The sequence below is a fragment of the Arthrobacter sp. P1_D12 genome (genome assembly GCF_056406175.1).
Genome location: NZ_JBFUAR010000010.1, coordinates 1 through 19948, shown reverse-complemented (window position 1 = coordinate 19948; position 19948 = coordinate 1). Strand labels below are relative to the sequence as shown.

The 19948-nt window shown below is 66.9% G+C and carries 19 protein-coding genes; 11 read left to right on the top strand and 8 right to left on the bottom strand.

All coding sequences use genetic code 11. From position 1 onward, the window contains the following. Positions 1–22: 22 nt before the first annotated feature. The 4 genes from lepB (AC1DZV_RS09350) to AC1DZV_RS09335 all read left to right on the top strand — a co-directional run bounded on the left by lepB (AC1DZV_RS09350) (position 23) and on the right by AC1DZV_RS09335 (position 2798). Positions 23–703, top strand: a complete 681-nt coding sequence (gene lepB, locus AC1DZV_RS09350; RefSeq protein ID WP_476953528.1) for a signal peptidase I — start codon at positions 23–25, stop codon at positions 701–703. Continuing rightward, positions 704–1708, top strand: coding sequence for a signal peptidase I (lepB, locus tag AC1DZV_RS09345; protein WP_476953527.1), 1005 nt, complete (start codon positions 704–706; stop codon positions 1706–1708). Between the two features lie 10 nt (positions 1709–1718). Then, on the top strand, positions 1719–2384 hold the full coding sequence (locus AC1DZV_RS09340; protein WP_476953526.1) for a ribonuclease HII: 666 nt from the start codon (positions 1719–1721) through the stop codon (positions 2382–2384). Positions 2385–2471: 87 nt separating this feature from the next. Beyond that, entirely contained in the window at positions 2472–2798 is a 327-nt protein-coding gene (locus AC1DZV_RS09335; protein WP_018773443.1) for a DUF2469 domain-containing protein, read from the top strand. Between the two features lie 26 nt (positions 2799–2824). Here AC1DZV_RS09335 and AC1DZV_RS09330 read toward each other — a convergent pair whose 3' ends face one another. Together AC1DZV_RS09330 and AC1DZV_RS09325 are read right to left on the bottom strand one after the other, a co-directional pair. After that, positions 2825–3754, bottom strand: a complete 930-nt coding sequence (locus AC1DZV_RS09330) for a transglycosylase domain-containing protein (RefSeq protein ID WP_476953525.1) — start codon at positions 3752–3754, stop codon at positions 2825–2827. Between the two features lie 431 nt (positions 3755–4185). Further along, positions 4186–4608, bottom strand: coding sequence for an HAD domain-containing protein (locus tag AC1DZV_RS09325; RefSeq protein ID WP_476953524.1), 423 nt, complete (start codon positions 4606–4608; stop codon positions 4186–4188). 211 nt (positions 4609–4819) lie between these two features. Here AC1DZV_RS09325 and AC1DZV_RS09320 point away from each other — a divergent pair, with 211 nt between their 5' ends. The 7 genes from AC1DZV_RS09320 to AC1DZV_RS09290 all read left to right on the top strand — a co-directional run bounded on the left by AC1DZV_RS09320 (position 4820) and on the right by AC1DZV_RS09290 (position 12975). Then, positions 4820–4945 (top strand): hypothetical protein, encoded by a 126-nt coding sequence (locus AC1DZV_RS09320; RefSeq protein ID WP_476947004.1) that lies wholly within the window; start codon positions 4820–4822, stop codon positions 4943–4945. A 761-nt stretch (positions 4946–5706) separates the two neighbouring features. Beyond that, positions 5707–7347 carry a hypothetical protein gene (locus AC1DZV_RS09315; RefSeq protein WP_476953523.1) on the top strand — a complete coding sequence of 547 codons (1641 nt, stop codon included), beginning with the start codon at positions 5707–5709 and terminating at the stop codon, positions 7345–7347. A 577-nt stretch (positions 7348–7924) separates the two neighbouring features. Continuing rightward, on the top strand, positions 7925–8281 hold the full coding sequence (locus AC1DZV_RS09310; RefSeq protein ID WP_476953522.1) for a YraN family protein: 357 nt from the start codon (positions 7925–7927) through the stop codon (positions 8279–8281). Continuing rightward, a complete protein-coding gene (locus AC1DZV_RS09305; protein WP_476953521.1) occupies positions 8282–9829 on the top strand; it encodes a YifB family Mg chelatase-like AAA ATPase in 1548 nt (515 codons plus the stop codon). It abuts the gene before it with no gap. 45 nt (positions 9830–9874) lie between these two features. Further along, positions 9875–11062 (top strand): DNA-processing protein DprA, encoded by a 1188-nt coding sequence (gene dprA, locus AC1DZV_RS09300; RefSeq protein WP_476953520.1) that lies wholly within the window; start codon positions 9875–9877, stop codon positions 11060–11062. A gap of 78 nt (positions 11063–11140) precedes the next feature. Then, positions 11141–12091, top strand: coding sequence for a tyrosine recombinase XerC (locus AC1DZV_RS09295; protein WP_476953519.1), 951 nt, complete (start codon positions 11141–11143; stop codon positions 12089–12091). Between the two features lie 380 nt (positions 12092–12471). Next, positions 12472–12975 (top strand): DUF3145 domain-containing protein, encoded by a 504-nt coding sequence (locus AC1DZV_RS09290; RefSeq protein WP_026266435.1) that lies wholly within the window; start codon positions 12472–12474, stop codon positions 12973–12975. Positions 12976–13105: 130 nt separating this feature from the next. Here AC1DZV_RS09290 and fabF read toward each other — a convergent pair whose 3' ends face one another. From fabF to AC1DZV_RS09260, 6 genes are all read right to left on the bottom strand, one after another. Next, a complete protein-coding gene (fabF, locus tag AC1DZV_RS09285) occupies positions 13106–14341 on the bottom strand; it encodes a beta-ketoacyl-ACP synthase II (RefSeq protein ID WP_028275211.1) in 1236 nt (411 codons plus the stop codon). A gap of 167 nt (positions 14342–14508) precedes the next feature. Beyond that, positions 14509–14754: an acyl carrier protein gene (locus AC1DZV_RS09280; RefSeq protein ID WP_090578669.1), complete on the bottom strand. Its 246-nt coding sequence runs from the start codon at positions 14752–14754 to the stop codon at positions 14509–14511. A 202-nt stretch (positions 14755–14956) separates the two neighbouring features. Next, positions 14957–16018 (bottom strand): beta-ketoacyl-ACP synthase III, encoded by a 1062-nt coding sequence (locus AC1DZV_RS09275; RefSeq protein WP_476953518.1) that lies wholly within the window; start codon positions 16016–16018, stop codon positions 14957–14959. Next, entirely contained in the window at positions 16015–16944 is a 930-nt protein-coding gene (locus AC1DZV_RS09270; protein ID WP_476953517.1) for an ACP S-malonyltransferase, read from the bottom strand. Before AC1DZV_RS09270 ends, AC1DZV_RS09275 begins: the two co-directional genes overlap by 4 nt. 87 nt (positions 16945–17031) lie before the next feature. Beyond that, positions 17032–18276, bottom strand: coding sequence for a PucR family transcriptional regulator (locus AC1DZV_RS09265; protein WP_018773431.1), 1245 nt, complete (start codon positions 18274–18276; stop codon positions 17032–17034). A 205-nt stretch (positions 18277–18481) separates the two neighbouring features. Next, positions 18482–19948 (bottom strand): transketolase-like TK C-terminal-containing protein (locus AC1DZV_RS09260; protein ID WP_476874058.1); only part of this gene is annotated, 1467 nt, incomplete at its 5' end.

Genomic DNA, 19948 nt, shown 5'->3' with positions numbered 1-19948 from the left:
ACAGCGCCAGGGGATACGGAACATGGAACAGCCAAAACGCCAGCCCAGGAAACCGGGCTGGCGTTTTGCGTTGCTGGCCCTGGTGCTCGCCGTGGTCATCAGCGCCGTGGTCCGCTCCCTGTGGGTGGACATCTTCTTCATCCCGTCCGCCTCCATGGAGCCGCTCCTGCACACGGGGGACCGGATCGTGGTGGCGCGGACCGGCTTCCAAGCTAAGCCCTTGGGCCGGGGCGACGTCGTCGTCTTTGACGGCCGCGGTTCCTTCGCCCCGCTCAACAGTGGCAACGGCCCCGTAGTGGATGCCCTCGCCGAAGCCGGACGCTGGCTTGGCCTGGCGGGCAGCGACACCACGTATGTCAAGCGCGTCATCGGACTGCCCGGCGACCGTGTGGTCTGCTGCGATGCCGGCGGCCGGCTCACAGTCAACGGCCAGCAAGTTGCGGAACCGTATGTGTATCCGGGGGACACCCCGAGCGATGTGCAGTTCGCCGTCCAGGTGCCTGCCGGGCGGCTCTGGCTCATGGGGGACCACCGCTCGATGTCCGCCGACTCCCGGAGCCTCCTGGGCGCCCCTGGCGGGGGCATGGTGCCGCTGGAACGCGTCATTGGCAGGCCGGTACAGATCATCTGGCCGCTTGATAGATTTGCAGCAGTAGCGCGGCCCGAACCGGCTGCGACAACGACGACGACGAACGGACAGTAGATGCCCGAGACCGAACCGCGCACTCCTGATCCGCAGGGCCAGGACCGACCCCGGGTTACCGCCTCGGCGATCCCCGCGGACGAGCCGGCGGATCCACCGGCTGGTGCGCAGGCTCCTGCTCCGGCGTCGGCTCCTGCGCGGGACGACAGCGCCGGTGCGCAGCGCGCTGATCGTATGCAGGCTGCCCGTATCGAGGCTACCCGGTCGGAGACTGCCCTGACCGCGGCTGGGCCGACCGGGCCTGGGCCGACCGGGAGGGAGCGGGCTGACGGCCCCGCCCACGCCGATCCGACATCCCGCCGGGCCAGGAAGGCCAAGGCCCGTGAAGGGCGCAGCCCGCTCTTCCTGTGGCTGAAGGAGGTTGCCACGGTGGTCGTCGTGGCGATCGTGCTGTCCTTCCTGATCAAGACCTTCCTGTTCCGGGCCTTTTACATCCCGTCCGAATCCATGGTCAACACCCTCGATGTGAACGACCGCATCTTCGTGAACCTGCTCGTGCCCGAGCCCATGGCGCTCCAGCGCGGGGACGTGGTGGTGTTCCGGGACAGCCAGGGCTGGCTCGCCCCCGCGGCCCCGAAGGCCAAGGGCCCCTTCACCTGGGTGCAGGACGGGCTGACGTTCGTCGGTTTGCTGCCGGACAACTCGGAACAGCACCTGGTCAAGCGCGTCATCGGACTCCCGGGTGACCACGTGGTCTGCTGCGACGCCGGCGGACAGCTCACCGTCAACGGCGCGCCGCTGGACGAGAAATACATCAATTCCGCAGAGATTCCCCAGGTCCGCGACTTTGACGTCGTCGTGCCCGCGGGCAAGGTCTGGGTCATGGGCGACAACCGCAACCACTCCGCGGATTCCCGCGCCCATATGGACACCAACGGCGGCTTCGTCAACGAATCCGACATTGAAGGCAAGGCCGCCGTCATCGCTTGGCCGCTGAACAGGATGTCGGCCCTGGACAACTACCCGGACGTCTTCCGCAGCGTCCCTGCCCCGTCCGGAAAGTAAGCCGCCCGTCATGTCAGCAGCCCCCACCCTCGACTACGAACGCCGCTTCCGCAGCTCCGGCGCGCGGCTCCTCGCGGGCATCGACGAGGTCGGCCGCGGCGCCCTGGCCGGTCCCGTCAGCGTGGGGATCGCCGTCGTCGACCTGCAGCAACAGAAGCTCCTGGCCGATGTCCGGGACAGCAAGCTGCTCAAGGTCGCGGACCGGGAGCGGCTGGTGCCGCTGGTCCGGGACTGGAGCGTCGCCTCCGCCGTCGGGCATGCGTCCGCGAACGAGATCGACGAACTCGGGATCATCGCGGCGCTCCGTCTTGCCGGGAACCGGGCCTGGTTTGCCGTGCTCGCCGTCGGAATCAGGCCCGAAGTTGTCCTGCTGGACGGAAGCCACAACTGGCTCTCGCCGGATCTGCAGCCGTCCTTGTTTGACGATGCCCCCGCCGAACCCGGTTGCGATGCCCCGGTGCACACACTGGTCAAAGCCGACATGCAGTGCCTCAGCGTCGCCGCGGCCAGCATCATCGCCAAGGTCGAGCGCGATGCGATGATGTGCGAGCTGCATACCCAATACCCGGCCTACGGCTGGGACGTGAACAAGGGCTACGGCACCGCAGCGCACAAGGAGGCGCTGCGGACCTCCGGTCCCACGCCGTACCACCGGGTCAGCTGGCAGCTGCTCTAGCTGTTCTGGCCGCTCGGGCGCGGCGGCCGGTGGCGCGGCCGGCGCACTGTGGCGCGCGGCCGGCGCCGGATGGTGCAAGATGGAACCATGAGTGCCGAGGACCTTGAAAACTATGAGACCGACATGGAGCTACAGCTCTACCGCGAATACCGGGACGTCGTCGGGCTGTTCAGCTATGTGGTCGAGACCGAGCGGCGTTTCTATCTTGCCAACCATGTTGACCTGCAGGCCCGCAGCGCCGACGGCGAGGTCTACTTCGACTTGACCCTGCAGGACGCCTGGGTGTGGGATGTTTACCGCTCCGCCCGGTTCGTCAAGAGCGTCCGCGTCATCACGTTCAAGGACGTGAACGTAGAGGAACTGCCCCGCAGCGAGGAACTCGCCCTGCCCAAGGTCGAGGACCTGGGCAACTGACCCTGGCTTCCTAGTTTTCGGGTTTCCTAGCCCCTGGGTGGCGCAGGGTTCCCGTTGCGGTCCAGGGCAACGCCCTGGTGCCGCAACAGGTCCAGCACACTCTCCGGATACGAACCGCAGCCATCCGGGTTTGCGGATCCCCGCTCGGCGGCGTGGTCGGACGCTGTGTCGCCGATGCCGATGGTTGCGACGGCCGCCTTCCATCCGCCGAGCCCCTCGATCTGCTTGGGGACCCACACATTGGCCGCACCGTTGACGTAGTCCCACACTTTGGGGTGGACCCCCGGGCCGAGATAGATGCCGCCTCCCGCCGCCCGGGTGACGAGTGTGGGCAGCGGCAGGACCCCCATCAATTGCGCAGCCTGATACTCGGACATGTTCCATGGGGGTTCGTCGAAGTAGTACCAGCTCGCTGCGCAGATGCCGTACAGCTTCGGGCCGAACTGCGCGTAGTTCAGATACAGCTCCATGATCCGTTGCGGGGTCAGGGTGAGGCTGAACTCGGTTGCAAGCCCGGCCTCCAGCCCCTTCCTCAGGGCATTCGCATCAGGCCACAGGAAGATGTTCTTGACCAGCTGCTGCGGGACCGTGGAACCGCTCGGGTCATCCCTGCCCTGCAGGTAGGCGACGGCCCTGTCCCGGAAATCATCGACGGAGAACGCGCCAACACGGGTTCCCAGCTGTTGGTCCTCGTGGGCGACGGCCGCGGCGATGACATAGCGGCTGATGTGGTTCAGGGACACGTACTGGTAGGCGATCGGGCCGCCGGTCTGCAGCATGTAGGCAGTGCGCGGGGGGGCGAACCAGATAAAGGAGACGGCGGCCAGCTCCGTGATGACCACCATGGCGAGGGCGAACTTGAAGATCCTGGCGAGCAGCCTCCGGACCCGGTGCTTACGTTTTCCCGCCGGAGCTGCCGGCTCAGGCTCTGGCGCGGGGCCGGGCTCTGACCGCACTGGTGGGGGCCAGGTCTCGGGCTCGGGTCGGGCGGGCCCGGATCCTGGATCCGGTTGCGCTGGTGGGGGCCAGGTCTCGGGCTCAGGCCGCGGTGGTGGGGGCCAGCTGGGTCCCGCCTGCCCGCCGGGCGGACCTGGTTCCGTCAGCTGCTGCGTTCCCAGCGGCTGGGCCGCTCGATATTCCATACGCCGATCCTTCGGCCGATCCTCAGGAGAGACTACGGACGCCCCGGGGAGTTCGAGGGCGTTGGGAAAAGCCTAGGTGAGCCGTGCGGGCATTGGCTACGTTTCGTTGCCTGACAATCGCATCAACACGTCCTGTCAATGCCGCCACGGAATTGATCGCCGGCAGTGCTCCCCCGGGATCCGCCCGGATTCCGAGGCGTCGGCAGGCGCTTCGGCGAAGTTTCCCAACGGTGGTAGATGTGCACTCATGGGCCATCTCCACTGTTGAGAAATTCGGTTACCTGCTGCGCAACCTCGTCGGAGATCCCGGTTTGCCAGTTCGTTTTGAACAATGGCTGATCGGCATAGAAGTCAGTGTCGTCGTCGACGATTGCATACCGCGTCACTTCCGGATGCCGGTCCAGCCACATTTTCACCTCCTCGCCACGAAAACCTGTGTCTGCTGACGGAGTAACGTCAAAGGTCTTGTAAACGTGCCGGTCGGCTTCTTCACGGCCGCCTTGGATATGCCGCCATGTGGACGTTAGAACAACGGCTGCGTCCGTGTCGAGGATGATCTTTCTGACCYTGAACGCCAGGAAAGGATCGATGCCCAGGAAGCTGCGAAAGCGCTGTCTCGTACCTACGCGGTTGACGACTCCATCAATATCGAGGAAAAGTACTTTCATTCCTGTCCCTCCTGCAGTTCTTTTCGTCCTGCCTTGATTATGCGATCAACAGTGCTGAACGCGCTGCGTATACCCCTCTCATCTGGCTTGTGACCCCTTTAGCCACTGCTGGATGTGGTGCAGGCTCTCGTCGGCGTCGAACTGATCGGCCGGCTAGCTCGTTCATGATGAGATAGGCCGATCCCTCGGCTTCTAACTCGAAGATCCCGCGGTGGTTGCAGTACTCTGCCAACTTCTCGTCAGCGGTGTGACCGTGGACGATATGGCTCAGCTCGCGCTGCATCGTCTTGAACAGATAGGCCGCGACGGGATTGATGGCGAACTCTTTGTTCCGTGAGTATCCCCGGTTGTTGCCGCCTATCTGTTAATGGTGCGGCCGGAATCCGGTTTGGAGATCTTAGATGCGTTGAGGCGTGTAGGGTCTAGTCATCATCATCTGGGGGATAAATGAAAAGGTCTATTAAGCGCTGTCGTTCCGCTGTATTTGTCCTAGCGGCCGCAATGACATTGATTGTTGGTTCAGTGGCACCGTCTGTAGCCGTAGATACTAGCGAGTCACCATCACTAACGGATATCAGAATGCTTTCGCCTGCGGTGATGTACCCCGACCAAGACATAAACCAAGACCAAGTCGTGGTCAGGGTCGGGGCAATCGGTTACGGCAACCTCTTCTACGAAGACAGCCTCGGCGCCACACATGACGTCTGCTTTGATGAGTGCGGGGCGGGGTATGCAAACACAGCAGTTGGCGATCTGAATGGATGGCCGCTGGGTCCTGTCTCGCTCTCTCACATCGAGGTGAGGTCATGGCCCGATGACAAACGTGTCGTGTACTGGCGTGACGGGAGAGTCGAGAAATTCCCGTCGGACATGAAGGATCCCGCCCCAGTCGCGATTGACTGGGCAAGCCTAGATTTCAGGTTGGATCCTCTCCGCGAGTATTCCAATTCACCGAAGCTCCAGGTAGAAGGTCCGCCTTCCGTGGGGTTTACGTTGAAGATGGAACTCGCAGCACTAGACCCTAAGCCAACCAGAGTCGAGTACGGGTGGATGCATCTGGACTCCCTGCAACAGCTAATCGGCAGTAGTCCTACCTACATGACTAGGGCCGCCGACATCGGGCACAGCATCGTGGCACGGGTGCGGGCGTACAACCGAGGCTACGTCACCTACGAAAGTTTCAGCACGCCCACAACGCCCGTCGCCACCCCGGTCCAGGTGACTCCTGCCCCTATCGTGATGACGGACAGGGACGGCACGGCTAACGATACGTACACCATCCCCGAGACGGTCGGCATTGACTACCTCGTCGGTGGCGCCGGTCTTCAAAAGGTTGTATCTGCGGGCACGCATTCGTATTCGTATTCGTATTCGACCGACGGGATTTTCTTCGCAGGCGCGCGGGCGAAGCCCGATTACATCCTGGCTCCTGGTGCCGTAGCAACCTGGTGGATGAGGTTCAAGAACACCCCATTTCTGGTCGCTCCGGCGGCCGTCACTTTCACGGACAAGGACGGGACGAACGAGGATACCTACAGCGTTCCAGCCACGACCGGCATCGACTATCTCGTCGGCGGCAGGGTCGTGGCTGCGGGTAAGTATCCGGCCATGGGCAAGGTCACGGCAACAGCGCGGCCGAAAACCGATTACGCCCTGGCTCCTGGTGCCTTGGCGTCGTGGTCGATGACGTTTAAGGCGACCCCGTTCCCGGTCTCTCCCGCGGCAGTGACGTTCATTGACAAGGTCGGGACAAAGGACGACACCTACACGGTTCCCGCCACGACCGGTGTCGAGTACCTTGTGGACGGGCAAGTCGTGGCTGCGGGTACGTATCCCGGGACCTGGGTCGTCATCGTGAGCGCGCGGGCGAAGATGGGCTATGTTTTGGCCCCAGGCGCGCCGGCCCTGTGGGTGGCAGCGTTCAAGGGTTCCCTTTCGGGGGCGGCCCCTACGATCACTGGTGCCGCGAAGGTCGGTTCGACGCTTACCGCCGTCCCCGGAACCTGGGGTCCGGCTCCGGTGAGCCTGGCCTACCAGTGGAAGGCCGGCGGCGTCGTCATTCCCGGAGCGACAAGCAGTACTTATAAGCCGACCAGTGCCCACGTCGGAAAGACGCTGACAGTGACCGCGACCGGATCGAAGGCCGGTTTCGCCAACATGGCCAAGACGTCCAGCGCTACCGCCGCGGTGGTTAAGGGTTCGTTGGTTGGGCCGACGCCGATGATCACGGGTACCGCTAAGGTCGGGTCGACCCTCACCGCCAACCTTGGCATCTGGTCACCGTCCACGATCAGTCCCCGCTATCAGTGGTACCGCTCCGGCGCGGCGATCACCGGCGCAACCTCCGTAGCTTACAAACCCACCAGCGCCGACATCGGCAAGGCTATGACAGTCAGGGTCACAGCGTACAAAACCGGCTATACCACCGCGGTGAAGACCTCAGCCGCGACAGCGGCAGTGCTGAAGGGTTCGTTGGTCGGACCGGCGCCGAAGATCACGGGTACCGCCAAGGTCGGGTCGACCCTCACCGCCAACCTTGGCATCTGGTCACCGTCCACGATCAGTCCCCGCTATCAGTGGTACCGCTCCGGCGCGGCGATCACCGGCGCAATCTCCGCAGCCTACAAACCCAGCAGCGCCGACGTCGGCAAGGCCATGACGGTTCGGGTCACAGCGTACAAAACCGGCTATACCACCGCCGTGAAGACCTCAGCCGCCACCGCCGCGGTGGTCAAATAAGAACGGATGGCCCGAAGAGAGACACCGGCCATCAGCGTATGACAAATGAACCCCGCCAGCCGGGATAGCTGGCGGGGTTCATGCCAAGTCCTTCATGCAGGAATAACGACAACATGCCGACCCCCGCATGCGAATCCATTTGTTCCAGGCACGGGCGGTACTCCTCAATCCCATCGGGACCGGCTCACCCGCGTCCGCGGAGCTTAGAGATTGCATTCATGCCGCTCACCGATCCGGACAAAGGCTCGGTCCTCGACGCGGGGTCCTTAAAGTTCCGAGCATGGCCCCTTCGGGCGGTCGACCGTGTCGGCCTGCGAATCCACCGGCTCCCACAGGGGTGATCTGCCTCCGCACGTGATCGGCGGCTCAGCTCAGAAGCCACCTTCGACAGACTCTGCGGTGATCGCAGACTGCCGGCTTCGCTATGACCAGTGCATTTCAGTACATGGCCCGTAAGTGGGCTGGGAGCCTATCATTCAGTCGACTTATATCCCCGTTGCCAGGGAACATCCGGGAGTTTCCCACATAGCGCCGATGCCCCCTGTGCCTGATACCAATACCGCCCCACGCTGGAGGCATGAGAGCTAAGGATGTGCTGGGCCGGCGAGGAGAGGACCTCGCGGCGGATTTCCTGCAGGCCCACGGCATGCGGATCGTGGAGCGGAACTGGCGCTGCCCGGAGGGTGAGATCGACATTGTCGCGCTCGACGGCGACGCGCTGGTCATCGCCGAGGTGAAAACCCGGAAATCCCTGGCCTTCGGGCATCCGTTTGAGGCTGTCGGCGCGGACAAGCTGGCCAGGCTCCACCGGCTGGCAGCGGCGTGGTGCCGTGCCCAGGGGCTGTGGATGCCGCTGTGCCGCTTGGACGTGATCGCGGTGGTCGACGACGGCATCGGCGAGCCCGCCGTCGAGCACCTCAAAGGGGTGGGGTAGATGGCCCTGGGCCGGACCTATTCCGTCGCCCTCATGGGCCTCCACGGCTACATCGTGGAGGTCGAAGCCGACATCGGCCAGACCCTGCCGGCGTTCGTGATCCTGGGCCTGCCGGACGCCTCACTGAACGAGGCCAAGGAACGGATCCGCTCGGCGGCGCAGAATTCGGGGATCCCGCTAAGTCGCCGGAAGATCACGGCCAACCTCATTCCGGCATCGCTGCCCAAACGCGGTTCGGGATTCGACCTCGCCATCGCCATGGCCGTGCTGCTGGCGGCGAACGACATCCGGCCCACGGGCCGCACGGTCTTCATCGCCGAACTCGGCCTGGACGGCCGGCTGCGGCCCGTGCGCGGTATCCTTCCGGCCGTGATGGCCGCGGTCCGGGCCGGCTACCCCGAGGTCGTCGTGGCCCGGGCGAACGTGGCGGAGGCCGAGCTGGTCCCCGGCGCGCGGGTCCGGGGCTACGCCACACTGGCCCGGCTCGCGTTTGACTGCGGCGCGGACCCGCAGGACCTCGCTCTCGATTTCGAACCCGAGACCGAGGACTCCGGCCACCCCGAACCCGGCACGGGTCCCGCCCTGGTGCCGGACATGTGCGATGTCTCCGGCCAGGCGGCGGCGCGGCGTGCATTGGAAGTAGCCGCTGCCGGTGCCCACCACGTACTGCTGACCGGACCGCCGGGTGCCGGGAAGACCATGCTCGCCGAGCGGCTGCCCGGGCTGCTGCCGGACCTGGGCGACACCGAGGCCATGGAGGTGACTGCCATCCACTCGCTGTGTTCGCTGCCGTCGGGCTCCGTGCAGCTGCTGCGCCGCCCGCCCTACGAGAACCCGCACCACACCGCGACCGCGGTGGCCATCATCGGTGGCGGGTCCGGCCTGCCGCGGCCCGGGGCAGCGTCCCGGGCGCACCGCGGGGTGCTCTTCCTGGACGAGGCCCCGGAATACGACCGCGGCGTCCTGGACGCCCTGCGGCAGCCGCTGGAAAGCGGTGAGCTGGTCATCCACCGCTCGGCCGGGTCCGCGGCCTATCCCGCCCGGTTCCAGCTGGTCCTTGCAGCCAACCCCTGTCCCTGCGGCAAGGCAACGGGCAAAGGAGTGGACTGCATCTGCACGCCCATCATGCGCCGCCGGTATCAGGCCCGGATGTCAGGGCCGCTGCTGGACAGGGTCGACATCCAGCTCGAAGTCGAGCGGGTCTCGCTCGCCGGCTTCGGCCAACCTGCGGCCGAGGAAGGAACGGCCAGCATCGCGGAAAGGGTCCGGGCGGCCCGGGCCCGCCAGCTGGACCGGCTGCTGCCATTCGGGATGGAAACCAACGCGCAGGTGCCGGGGCGGCTGCTGCGCGGGTCCCTGCGGCTCGATGCCCCCACCACCCGCATCCTGGACTACGCGCTGGAGCGCGGAGTGCTGACCGCCCGCGGCTACGACCGCGTGCTGCGCCTCGCATGGACCCTTGCGGACCTGTCCCGGCACGACGTCCCGGACGCAGACGACGTCGGGCAGGCGCTGGGCCTGCGGCAGGCCGCCGCGGTCTCACCCTGAGCCTGCCGGCACGAAGCCCACCCCAGCCGTGCGAAAGGAACCACAATGATTGATGACGAACGAACAGCCCGCGCCGCCTTGGCCCGCCTGTTCGAGCCGCAGGACGCGGCGGCCCTGGCACTGGTCCAGGCAGTGGGGGCGCAGGACGCCCTGCGGATTGCCAGCGGCGCGCTGGCCGCCGGTCCCGGGCTCGAACAGGAGATCACTGGAATCCTGGTGGACAGCGGGTCCGGCAGCGGCTGGTCCGGGCTCAGCGAGGGGCTGAAGCGTTGGGCCCCGCGCGTGCCCGACCTCGCCCCGGAGCGGGACCTGGCCACCATGCACCGGCTCGGCGGACGCCTCATCATTCCCACGGATGACTTGTGGCCGCGGCAGCTGGCGGACCTCGGACTGCAGGAGCCCCTGTGCCTGTGGTGGCGCGGCGTGGAACAGGAGCTGCCCCCGGCGGCCCGGTCCGTAGCCCTCGTGGGTTCCCGGGACAGCACCAGCTACGGGGCATCGGTGACGGGCGACCTCGCCTACTCGCTGGCCCAGCGCGGCTTCACGATCGTCTCCGGCGGGGCCTACGGGATTGATGCCCACGCCCACAGGGCGGCCCTGGCCGGAAGCGCGGGCGGTGTGCCCACCATTGCCGTCATGGCCGGGGGAGTGGACCGCTTCTACCCCGCCGGCAATGAGGACCTGCTGCGGACCGTGGCGAACCGCGGCGCGGTCCTGGCCGAGGTTCCGCCCGGGTCCGCTCCCACCCGCTACCGGTTCCTGCAGCGGAACCGGCTCATTGCGGCGTTGGCCTCCGTCACGGTCGTGGTCGAGGCCCGGTGGCGCTCCGGCGCCCTCAACACGGCCCACCATGCCGAAAGTCTGGGCAGGGCCGTGGGCGCCGTGCCCGGTTCCATCCATAGCGCCAACTCCGCCGGCTGCCACCGGCTTCTCCGTGAAGGTGGCGCGGTATGCGTCACGGATGCCGGGGAGATCGCCGAGCTCGCCTCCCCGAGCGGCGAGGCGATGCCCCCGGGCAAGGCAGGCCGGTCCGAAGCCCACGATGGCCTGACCCTGGAGGACCTGATCCTGCTCGATGCCCTGCCGCTTCGGACCACTACTTCGGTCGAGAAGCTGGCCGCGGTGGCCGGGCTGGGCCCGGACTCGGTCCGAGCCGGTCTTGGCCGGCTGGGGCTGCTGGGGCTGGCCGAATCCCGGCACGGCGGCTGGAAACGCTCCGGGAAGGCGGACTGAGATGGCTTGCTTCACCGGGAAGAAGCGGCTCGCCGACCGGCTCCTTGAATGCCGGGGGAATACTGCCAGAGTAAGAGGGTGTCTACACAGGATCCCCCCGCTGCCCCGCCCGCCGCGCCCGACGGCGATATCCAGCTCGCCGCCGCACGCTTCGGCCGCTACCTGGAAGCGGAGCGGGGCAGGTCCGCCCATACCGTGCGGGCCTATCTTTCCGATGTCGAAAGCCTGCTCGCGCACGCCGCAACCGAGGGCGTCCACGACCTTGCCGGGCTGGAGCTCGGGACCCTGCGGCGCTGGCTTGGCGCCCAGAGCGAGTCCGGGAAGTCCCGCGCCACCCTGGCCCGCCGCGCCGCCACCGCCAGGGCCTTCACCGCCTGGGCTGTCCGTGAGGAGCTGATCGAAGCCGACCCCGCCCTGCGGCTCAAGGCGCCAAAGCGGGAGAAGTCCCTGCCCGGCGTCTTGCACCAGCAACAGGTCCGGCGGCTCGTGGACGACGCCGAATCCGCCTCAGCCGAGGGGGAACCGCTGGCCTTGCGCAACCGTGCCATGGTGGAGCTGCTCTACGCCACCGGTGTCCGGGTTGGCGAGCTGGCTGGCATGCACGTTGACGACCTCGACCCGGACCGCAGAACCCTCCGGGTGCTCGGCAAGGGCAACAAGGAACGCACGGTACCCTACGGGCTGCCGGCGGCGCTCGCCGTCGATGACTGGCTCCGCCGGGGCCGGCCGGCCCTCGCTACCGGGACCAGCGGCCCGGCGCTCTTCCTGGGCGCGCGCGGCGGAAGGGTGGACCAGCGCCAGATCCGCAGCGTGGTCAAGGAGATGCTGGAACGGCTGGGAGACACCGCCGCCACTGGGCCGCACGCCCTGCGGCACTCCGCAGCGACCCACCTGCTCGACGGCGGGGCCGATCTGCGCGCCGTGCAGGAAATCCTCGGGCACAGCAGCCTTGCCACCACCCAGATCTATACCCACGTGTCCGTCGAGAGGCTCCGGCAGAGCTACCAGCAGGCGCACCCCCGGGCCTGAGGATCTTCGGCCGGGCGCGTCCGGCCGGCCGGAAAGGCGCACAATTCGGCCCGGATTCCTGCCCGGGATTCCGCCCGCATACCTGCCCGGCGCCAAGCGGACCAGGGTCCACCTACAGGACTGCCGAACCGTGCACGGCGCGCCGGAAAAGACGCGCCGAATCGCACTGGCGTAATTAGGAGGGGTAAGGCAGAATAAAACTCACGCCCGGGAAGTTTCAAGTTGAACTTGAAGCTGGAATGCACCACGTCCCAGCTTTGAACCCGGTTGTATATTAGTAGTCTGGCAGGGACCGCCGGCATAAATTCGGATCCGCGCAACAGACAGACATCCAGGCACAGGTCGTTGGGGAAGACGTACCTACAGCTATGGAGGATGGAATGTCTGTTGCACTGACCCGAGGTGTGTTGTTCGTTCACTCGGCCCCGACTGCCTTGTGCCCCCACGTCGAGTGGGCCATAGGGTCTGTCGTGGACAAGCGGACGGACTTGGAGTGGACCGCTCAGCCTGCCGCGCCCGGAATGTTCCGGGCCGAGCTGTCGTGGACCGGAACGCCGGGCACGGGGGCTCAATTGGCGTCCGCTCTGCGAGGCTGGGCCCACCTGCGCTATGAAGTCACTGAGGAGCCGAGCCAGGGGGTGGACGGCGGCCGCTGGTCGCACACCCCGGAGCTCGGGATCTTCCACGCCACCACTGACGTCCACGGCAACATCATGGTGTCCGAGGACCGCATCCGTTACGCCTACGAATCCGGCGCAGGCGACCCCTCGGCCGTCTACCACGAACTCTCCCTCGCCCTGGGCGAGGCCTGGGACGAGGAACTCGAGCCGTTCCGGCACGCCGCCGAAGGCGCCCCCGTGCGCTGGCTGCACCAGGTCGGCTAGGGCCTCACCGGGCGCACCACCTCAGCAATTCCATAGCAAGGCGCCAAAAGCAGATGGCGGCAATGTTCACGAAGAACATTGCCGCCATCTGCCGTCCCGGCGTGCTGCGGGCGTGCTGCCGGTCGTGCAGCTACACGCTGCGTACCGCGATCACGGCGTTGTGGCCGCCGAAGCCGAACGAGTTGCTCAGCGCGGCGATGCTGCCGGCCGGCAGGTCGCGGGCGGTCGTGACGACGTCGAGCGGGATTTCCGGATCCTGGTTCTCGAGGTTGATGGTCACCGGCGCCTTGCGGTCGTAGATGGCCATGACGGTCAGTACGGCCTCCACGGCACCGGAAGCGCCGAGCAGGTGCCCCATCTGGGACTTGGTGGCCGAGACCGCGACGGAGTCCACGTGCTTGCCCAGGGCGGCCTTGAGGGCCGCGTACTCGGGCTTGTCGCCGACCGGAGTGGAAGTGGCGTGCGCGTTGACGTGCACGATGTCTTCGGGCTGGATGCGGCCGTCGAACATGGCAGCCTTCAGCGCGCGGGTGGCGCCCAGGCCCTGGGGGTCTGGGGCGGTGATGTGGTAGGCGTCGGCGGTGACCGACGTGCCGGCCAGTTCGGCGTAGATCCGGGCGCCGCGGGCCAGGGCGTGTTCCTCGGCCTCGAGCACCAGGGCACCGGCGCCCTCGCCCATGACGAAGCCGTCGCGGTCACGATCGTAGGGGCGTGAGGCGTGCTCGGGATCGTCGTTGCGGCGCGAGAGGGCCTGCATCGAGGCAAAGGCGGCGATCGGCATCGGGTGGATGGCGGCTTCGGCGCCGCCGCACACGACGACGTCGGCCTTGCCGGCGCGGATCAGGTCCAGGCCCACGTGCACGGCCTCGGTGCCGGACGCGCAGGCGGAAACGGGGGTGTGGGCGCCAGCGCGGGCGCCCAGGTCCAGGCTGACCGCGGCGGCTGGGCCGTTGGGCATCAGCATGGGCACGGTCATGGGCAGGACGCGGCGGGGACCCTTTTCGCGCAGGGTGTCCCAGGCATCCAGAAGGGTCCAGACGCCGCCGATACCGGTCGCGAAGGCAACTGCCAGGCGGTCGTGGTCGATTTCGGTGATGCCGGAGTCGGCCCACGCCTCGCGGGATGCGACCACGGCGAACTGGGTGGACGGGTCCATGCGCTTGGCCTCGACCCGGGTCAGGACATCCAGGGCAGGGGTGGAGGCGCGTGCGGCGAAGTGGACAGGCAGCTCGTACTTGGCCACCCAGTCGTCCTCAAGCGTGTGCGCGCCGGAGACGCCCTTGAGCGCGTTCTTCCACATTGTGGGGACATCGCCGCCGATGGGTGTGGTGGCACCCAGACCGGTAATGACTACTTTGCGTGCCATGGGATCACTCTCTGTCGGTGCGCCTGCCGTATCCGGAACCGCGAAGGGGATGGCCGGGGCCTGCGAGGGGAAACTTTGGGGTCGTTCAATTGTTGGTGGTCCGGTCCGGGCACTGCTGCAGCGCCCGGACCGGGCACCGGGGTCCGCCGATACCGGCGGAAGCCAGACTAGGCCTGGGCGTTGGCGATGAAGCCGACGGCGTCGCCGACGGTCTTGAGGTTCTTGACCTCTTCGTCCGGGATGCGGACGCCGAACTTCTCTTCGGCGTTGACCACGATCGTCATCATCGAGATGGAGTCGATGTCCAGGTCCTCGGTGAAGGACTTGTCCATTTCGACAGCCTCCGTGGCCAGGCCGGTCTCTTCGTTGACGATTTCAGCCAGGCCGGCCAGGATTTCTTCGTTGCTAGCCATTGATGGCTCCTTTTCTGGTTATTGCCCTCGGCTGCCGGTGAAATGCCGGCAGCCTACGGGCGGAAATGATTCAAACCGAGGGTTCGGCTTGGTGCGGGAATGCTTGCGAGCACAGCATGCGGGGCGGGTCCTGAAAGTGAAGGACATGCGGTGCAAGGGTGAAACGGGTGGAACGTATTTAGTTCGGAAAAGCGGTGGCTGCCTAAGGAAGCACGACCACCTGGGCGCCGAAGACCAGACCGGCTCCGAAGCCGATCTGCAGCGCCAGCCCGCCGCTGAGCTCGGGGTTTTCCTCAAGCAGGCGGTGGGTGGCCAGGGGGATGGACGCCGCCGACGTATTTCCGGCGTCGGCGATGTCGCGGGCGATCTTGACGGTCTCGGGCAACTGCAGCTTCTTGGCCATCTCGTCGATGATGCGCATGTTGGCCTGGTGCGGGATGAACGCGGCGAGGTCCTCGGACCGGATGCCGGCGGCGTCCAGGGCCTGCTGGGCCACCTTGGCCATCTCCCATACGGCCCAGCGGAAGACAGTCTGGCCATCCTGGCGCAGGGTCGGCCACAGGGACGCGTCGGTCACTGCCGCTTCCTCTTCGCTGACGGCGGTGCCGTGCTTGCCGGTCAGGGCGAGCTCGCGGATGTCCAGCATGGAGTGGGTCATTCCGATGGCATCCCACTTGCTGCCGTCCGAACCCCACACCGAGGGGCCGATGCCCGGGGTGTCGGAGGGGCCGATCACGACGGCGCCCGCGCCGTCGCCAAGCAGGAAGGAAATGGTCCGTTCCGTGTTGTCGATGACGTCGGATAGCTTTTCGGCACCGACCACCAGGACGTAGGAGGCCGCGCCGGAGCGCACCAGGGCGTCGCCCTGGGCGATGCCGTAGCAGTAGCCGGCGCATGCCGCCGAGATGTCGAAGGCCGGGGCCGGCGTCGCTCCGAGGCGGTCGGCGAGGCTCGCTGCGGCGGACGGGGTCGCATACGGGTGGGTGACCGTGGAGACGATCACGGCGCCGAGCTGGGAGGCCTCGATGCCTGCCTTCTGCAGGGCTTCACGTGCGGCGCCCTCGGCCATGTCAATCACGCTGACATCGGCGGGTGCGCGGTGCCGGGTGATGATGCCCGTGCGCTGGCGGATCCACTCATCCGAAGAGTCGATCCACTGGCACACGTCCTCGTTGGTCACGATCACGCTGGGCCGGTAAGCGCCGATACCCATGATGCGGGTGTTTGCCTGCACCGGTGCCTGCTTCAGAGTGGGAACGCTCATGCCCCTCCCTCCAGTTCTGCAAATAGGGCCAGGGCCGCGGAAAGATCGTCCGGGGTCTTGACGGTGACTGTCTTGACGCCGGGCATGCCGCGCTTGGCCAGGCCCGCCAGTGTTCCGGCGGGAGCCAGCTCGATGACGCCGGTCACGCCGCGCTGCACCATCGTCTCCATGCACAGGTCCCAGCGGACCGGCCGGGAGACCTGGGCGATCAGGCTGTCGAYGGCGGCGGCGCCGTCGGTGACTTCCGCGCCGTCGAAGTTGGACAGCAACGGCACCTGCGGATCCTTCGGGTGCAGCGACGGACGCAGGGCCTGCAGGGCCGCGCCCGCGGGGGCCATGTGCGAGGTGTGGAATGCGCCCGCGACCTTCAGCGGAATGACCCGGGCCTTGGCCGGCGGGTTCTCCGCCAGGGCCTTCAGCTGCTCCAGGGTGCCGGCGGCTACGGTCTGGCCGGCCCCGTTGACGTTGGCGGCCGTGGCCCCGGCGGCGCCAATGGCTGCCAGGACCTCGGCGGGGTCGCCGCCCACGACGGCACTCATGCCGGTGGGGGTGGCGGCGGCAGCGGCTGCCATGCTGTTGGCGCGTTCGCGGACAAACGTCATGGCTTCGGACTCCGACAAGACACCGGCGAGGGAAGCGGCGGTGATTTCGCCGACGGAGTGGCCCGCAAGGATGACGGGAAGCGTGCCGAGTTCGACGTCGAACAGCGACTTTGCCGTCACCAGGCCCGCAGCGACGATCAGGGGCTGCGCGACTGCGGTGTCCTTGATGGTCTCCTCATCGGAGGTGGTGCCGTGGGCGGTGAGGTCGATGCCTGCTATTTCGCTGAGGGAGGCCAGGAGGCCTGCGACGGGTGGCAGTTCCAGCCAAGGGGCCAGAAAACCAGGGGTCTGGGAGCCCTGTCCAGGGCAAACGATTGCAAGCACGTAACCAGCTTTCCAAATTACCGCGTGAACATTCGTGTTTTCATGCACCAAGCTCACTGGGTCAGTTTGTAGGAAGTCTACAACGGTTCAGGAGCCGTTGCGGGGAGGTTGCCGCTCTGTGGGGGCCTTCGGCGGGGCAGAAAGCCGGCCCACGACGAGGGCGGTCTGGAGCACGAACGCCTCCCGCGGCAGCAGCGGATCCCAGCCGGTGACGTCGCAGACGCGCTTGAGCCGGTAGCGCACTGTGTTGGCATGGACGAAGAGTTCCCGGGCCGTGGCCTCGAGTGAATGGCCCAGTTCGAGGTACGTGCCGAGGGTCTCCACCAGCCCGTTGGAGGCGGCCAGAAGCGGGCGGTAGATGTTCTTGACCAGCGAGCGGCGGGCGGCGTCGTCGCCGGAGATCACCCGCTCCGGGAGCAGGTCATCGGCCGCCACCGGGCGCGGCGCGGAAGGCCACGCGCGGGCCGCGGTGAGGCCGGCAAAGGCGGACTGGGCGGAGCCGCTGGCCTCGAGGAGGGACCCGGCCTCCGGGCCGTAGACCACCGGGCCGGGGGCAAAGAGTTCGCTGAGTTTCAGGTACGCGGTCTCCCGGTCGTGGACCCCGCCCAGGATCAGGATGAGGCGGTCGCCCTGGATCCCCACAAGGGCGTCCTCGGCGAAACGCCCCGCCGTGCGCCGCAGTTCGCTGACGTAGCTGGCGCTTGGTTCGGACGGGGAATTTCCGACCATGACGGTGAAGCGTTCCTGTGCTTTCCAGCCCAGGGCCGCGATCCTGGACCGCAGCGCGTCGGTGTTTTCGCCGCGGAGGATGGCATCGACAATCAGGGCTTCCAGCCGGGTATCCCAGGAGCCGCGGGATTCCGCGGCGCGGGCATAGACGTCGGCGGCCGCGAACGCGACCTCCCGCGAGTAGCGCAGCACGGCCTCCCGGAGGGCCCCCTGGTCCGCTTCCGGGGCGATCACCGGGACCTGGTCCTCGACGACTTCCACCACGATCCGGATCAGCTGGAGCGCCTTCTGCAGGCTGATGGAGCGGGTCAGTTCGGTGGGCGCGGTACCAAAGACGTCGGAGAGGATCCACGACGGCGAACTCGGCCGTTCGTACCAGGTGACGAAAGCCGCGATGCCGTTCTGGGCCACCATGCCCAGGGCGGAACGTTCATCCGAGTTCAGCCGGCCATACCACGGCAGGGACTTCTCCAACTGGCGCAGCGTCGTCGTCGACAGCTGGCCCACACTGGCCCGGAGCTTCTTGAGGGTTTCTGCTTTCTCCGGAGTCATCGCCCTCGAGCTCGGCTTGCGTTTTTCGGGAGTGGTGATCGGCTCTGCCATGCATTGAGCATACGGGGCGGGCCGCCCAAGCTCCATTTGTGCGAAGGCTACAACTGCCCTTGTCCTGCATCACAGCGGCCCGCGGCAGTCCAGGGCACCCCCCGGAGGGAGGCAGGAGAGAGGTGAGGCGGTTAAACGCCCGACGGCGGCCCGCACCTTTCGGTGGGAGCCGCCGTCGAACGTTCGCTCTTGCGCTGAAGCGCGGTTAGGAGTCGCCGCCCGCGTTGCCGGTGGTGCCGGCGTTCACGTTGTGCAGGCGGTACTTCTCGATGGCCTGGGCAGGTGCCTGGGCATCCACTTCGCCCCGGCGGGCCAGCATCTGAAGGGAACGGACCACAACCGAGTGGATGTCGTTCTTGAAGAAGCGGCGGGCCGCGGCGCGGGTGTCCGAGAAGCCGAAGCCGTCAGCGCCGAGCGAGGCAAACTCGTTCGGCAGGAACTGCCGGATCTGGTCCGGTACGGCCTTCATGTAATCAGTGACCGCCACGATCGGACCGGTGGCGCCGGCGAGCTGCTGGGTCACGAACGGGACGCGGGCGGGCTGGCCGGGGTTCAGGAAGGAGTCTTCCTCGGCGGCCATGGCGTCGCGGCGCAGTTCGGTCCAGGAGGTCACGGACCAGACATCCGCGGAGACGCCCCAGTCCTCGGCGAGGACCCGCTGGGCTTCCAGGGCCCAGGGAACAGACACGCCGGAGGCCAGGATCTGCGTGCGCGGGCCGTCAATCTTGGCCGGCGCCAGCAGGTAGATGCCCTTGATGATGCCCTCGACATCGAGTTCCGCCGGTGCGGGCGGCTGCACGATCGGCTCGTTGTAGACAGTGATGTAGTACATCACGTTCCGCGACGGATCGTTGTCGGCAATTTCCTTCCCGGCTTCGCCGGGGCCGTACATCCGGTTGAGGCCGTCACGCATGATGACGCCCATCTCGTAGCCGTATGCCGGGTCGTAGGTGATGACGGCCGGGTTGGTTGCCGCCAGCATGGGGGAGTGTCCGTCGGCGTGCTGCAGGCCTTCGCCGGTCAGCGTGGTGCGGCCGGCCGTGGCGCCGATGATGAACCCGCGGGTCATCTGGTCGGCGGCCGCCCAGAAGGAATCGCCGGTGCGCTGGAAGCCGAACATCGAGTAGAAGACGTAGACCGGGATGAGCGGTTCGCCGTGGGTGGCGTAGGACGTTCCGGCGGCGGTGAAGGCTGCCACGGAACCGGCTTCGTTGATGCCGGCGTGCACGATCTGGCCGGAGATGGACTCCTTGTACGCCAGGACGAGCTCGCGGTCCACGGAGAGGTAGTTCTGGCCGTTCGGGTTGTAGATCTTCGCCGTCGGGAAGAACGCGTCCATGCCGAAGGTGCGTGCCTCATCGGGGATGATCGGGACAATCCGCTTGCCGAACTCCTTGTCCCGCATGAGGTCCTTGAGCAGGCGGACGAACGCCATGGTGGTGGCGGCGTGCTGCTTGCCGGAGCCGCGGTTGGCGACTTCGTAGACCTTCTCGTCCGGGAGGGTGACGTCGGCGTGCTTGGAGCGCCGCTCGGGGACGAAGCCGCCGAGTTGCTTGCGGCGGTCCATCAGGTACTGGATCTCGGGGGAGTCCATGCCGGGGTGGTAGTACGGCGGCCGGTAGAGGTCCGCTTCGAGCTGGTCGTCCGTGATCGGGATGCGCAGGTGGTCGCG

What these genes read in the sequence shown, in the direction of transcription:
- lepB (WP_476953528.1), top strand. Translation starts at nt 23, where the DNA reads ATGGAACAGCCAAAACGCCAGCCCAGGAAACCGGGCTGGCGTTTTGCG.
- lepB (WP_476953527.1), top strand. Translation starts at nt 704, where the DNA reads ATGCCCGAGACCGAACCGCGCACTCCTGATCCGCAGGGCCAGGACCGA.
- AC1DZV_RS09340 (WP_476953526.1), top strand. Translation starts at nt 1,719, where the DNA reads ATGTCAGCAGCCCCCACCCTCGACTACGAACGCCGCTTCCGCAGCTCC.
- AC1DZV_RS09335 (WP_018773443.1), top strand. Translation starts at nt 2,472, where the DNA reads ATGAGTGCCGAGGACCTTGAAAACTATGAGACCGACATGGAGCTACAG.
- AC1DZV_RS09315 (WP_476953523.1), top strand. Translation starts at nt 5,707, where the DNA reads ATGACTAGGGCCGCCGACATCGGGCACAGCATCGTGGCACGGGTGCGG.
- AC1DZV_RS09310 (WP_476953522.1), top strand. Translation starts at nt 7,925, where the DNA reads ATGAGAGCTAAGGATGTGCTGGGCCGGCGAGGAGAGGACCTCGCGGCG.
- AC1DZV_RS09305 (WP_476953521.1), top strand. Translation starts at nt 8,282, where the DNA reads ATGGCCCTGGGCCGGACCTATTCCGTCGCCCTCATGGGCCTCCACGGC.
- dprA (WP_476953520.1), top strand. Translation starts at nt 9,875, where the DNA reads ATGATTGATGACGAACGAACAGCCCGCGCCGCCTTGGCCCGCCTGTTC.
- AC1DZV_RS09290 (WP_026266435.1), top strand. Translation starts at nt 12,472, where the DNA reads ATGTCTGTTGCACTGACCCGAGGTGTGTTGTTCGTTCACTCGGCCCCG.
- fabF (WP_028275211.1), bottom strand. Translation starts at nt 14,341, where the DNA reads ATGGCACGCAAAGTAGTCATTACCGGTCTGGGTGCCACCACACCCATC.
- AC1DZV_RS09280 (WP_090578669.1), bottom strand. Translation starts at nt 14,754, where the DNA reads ATGGCTAGCAACGAAGAAATCCTGGCCGGCCTGGCTGAAATCGTCAAC.
- AC1DZV_RS09275 (WP_476953518.1), bottom strand. Translation starts at nt 16,018, where the DNA reads ATGAGCGTTCCCACTCTGAAGCAGGCACCGGTGCAGGCAAACACCCGC.
- AC1DZV_RS09265 (WP_018773431.1), bottom strand. Translation starts at nt 18,276, where the DNA reads ATGGCAGAGCCGATCACCACTCCCGAAAAACGCAAGCCGAGCTCGAGG.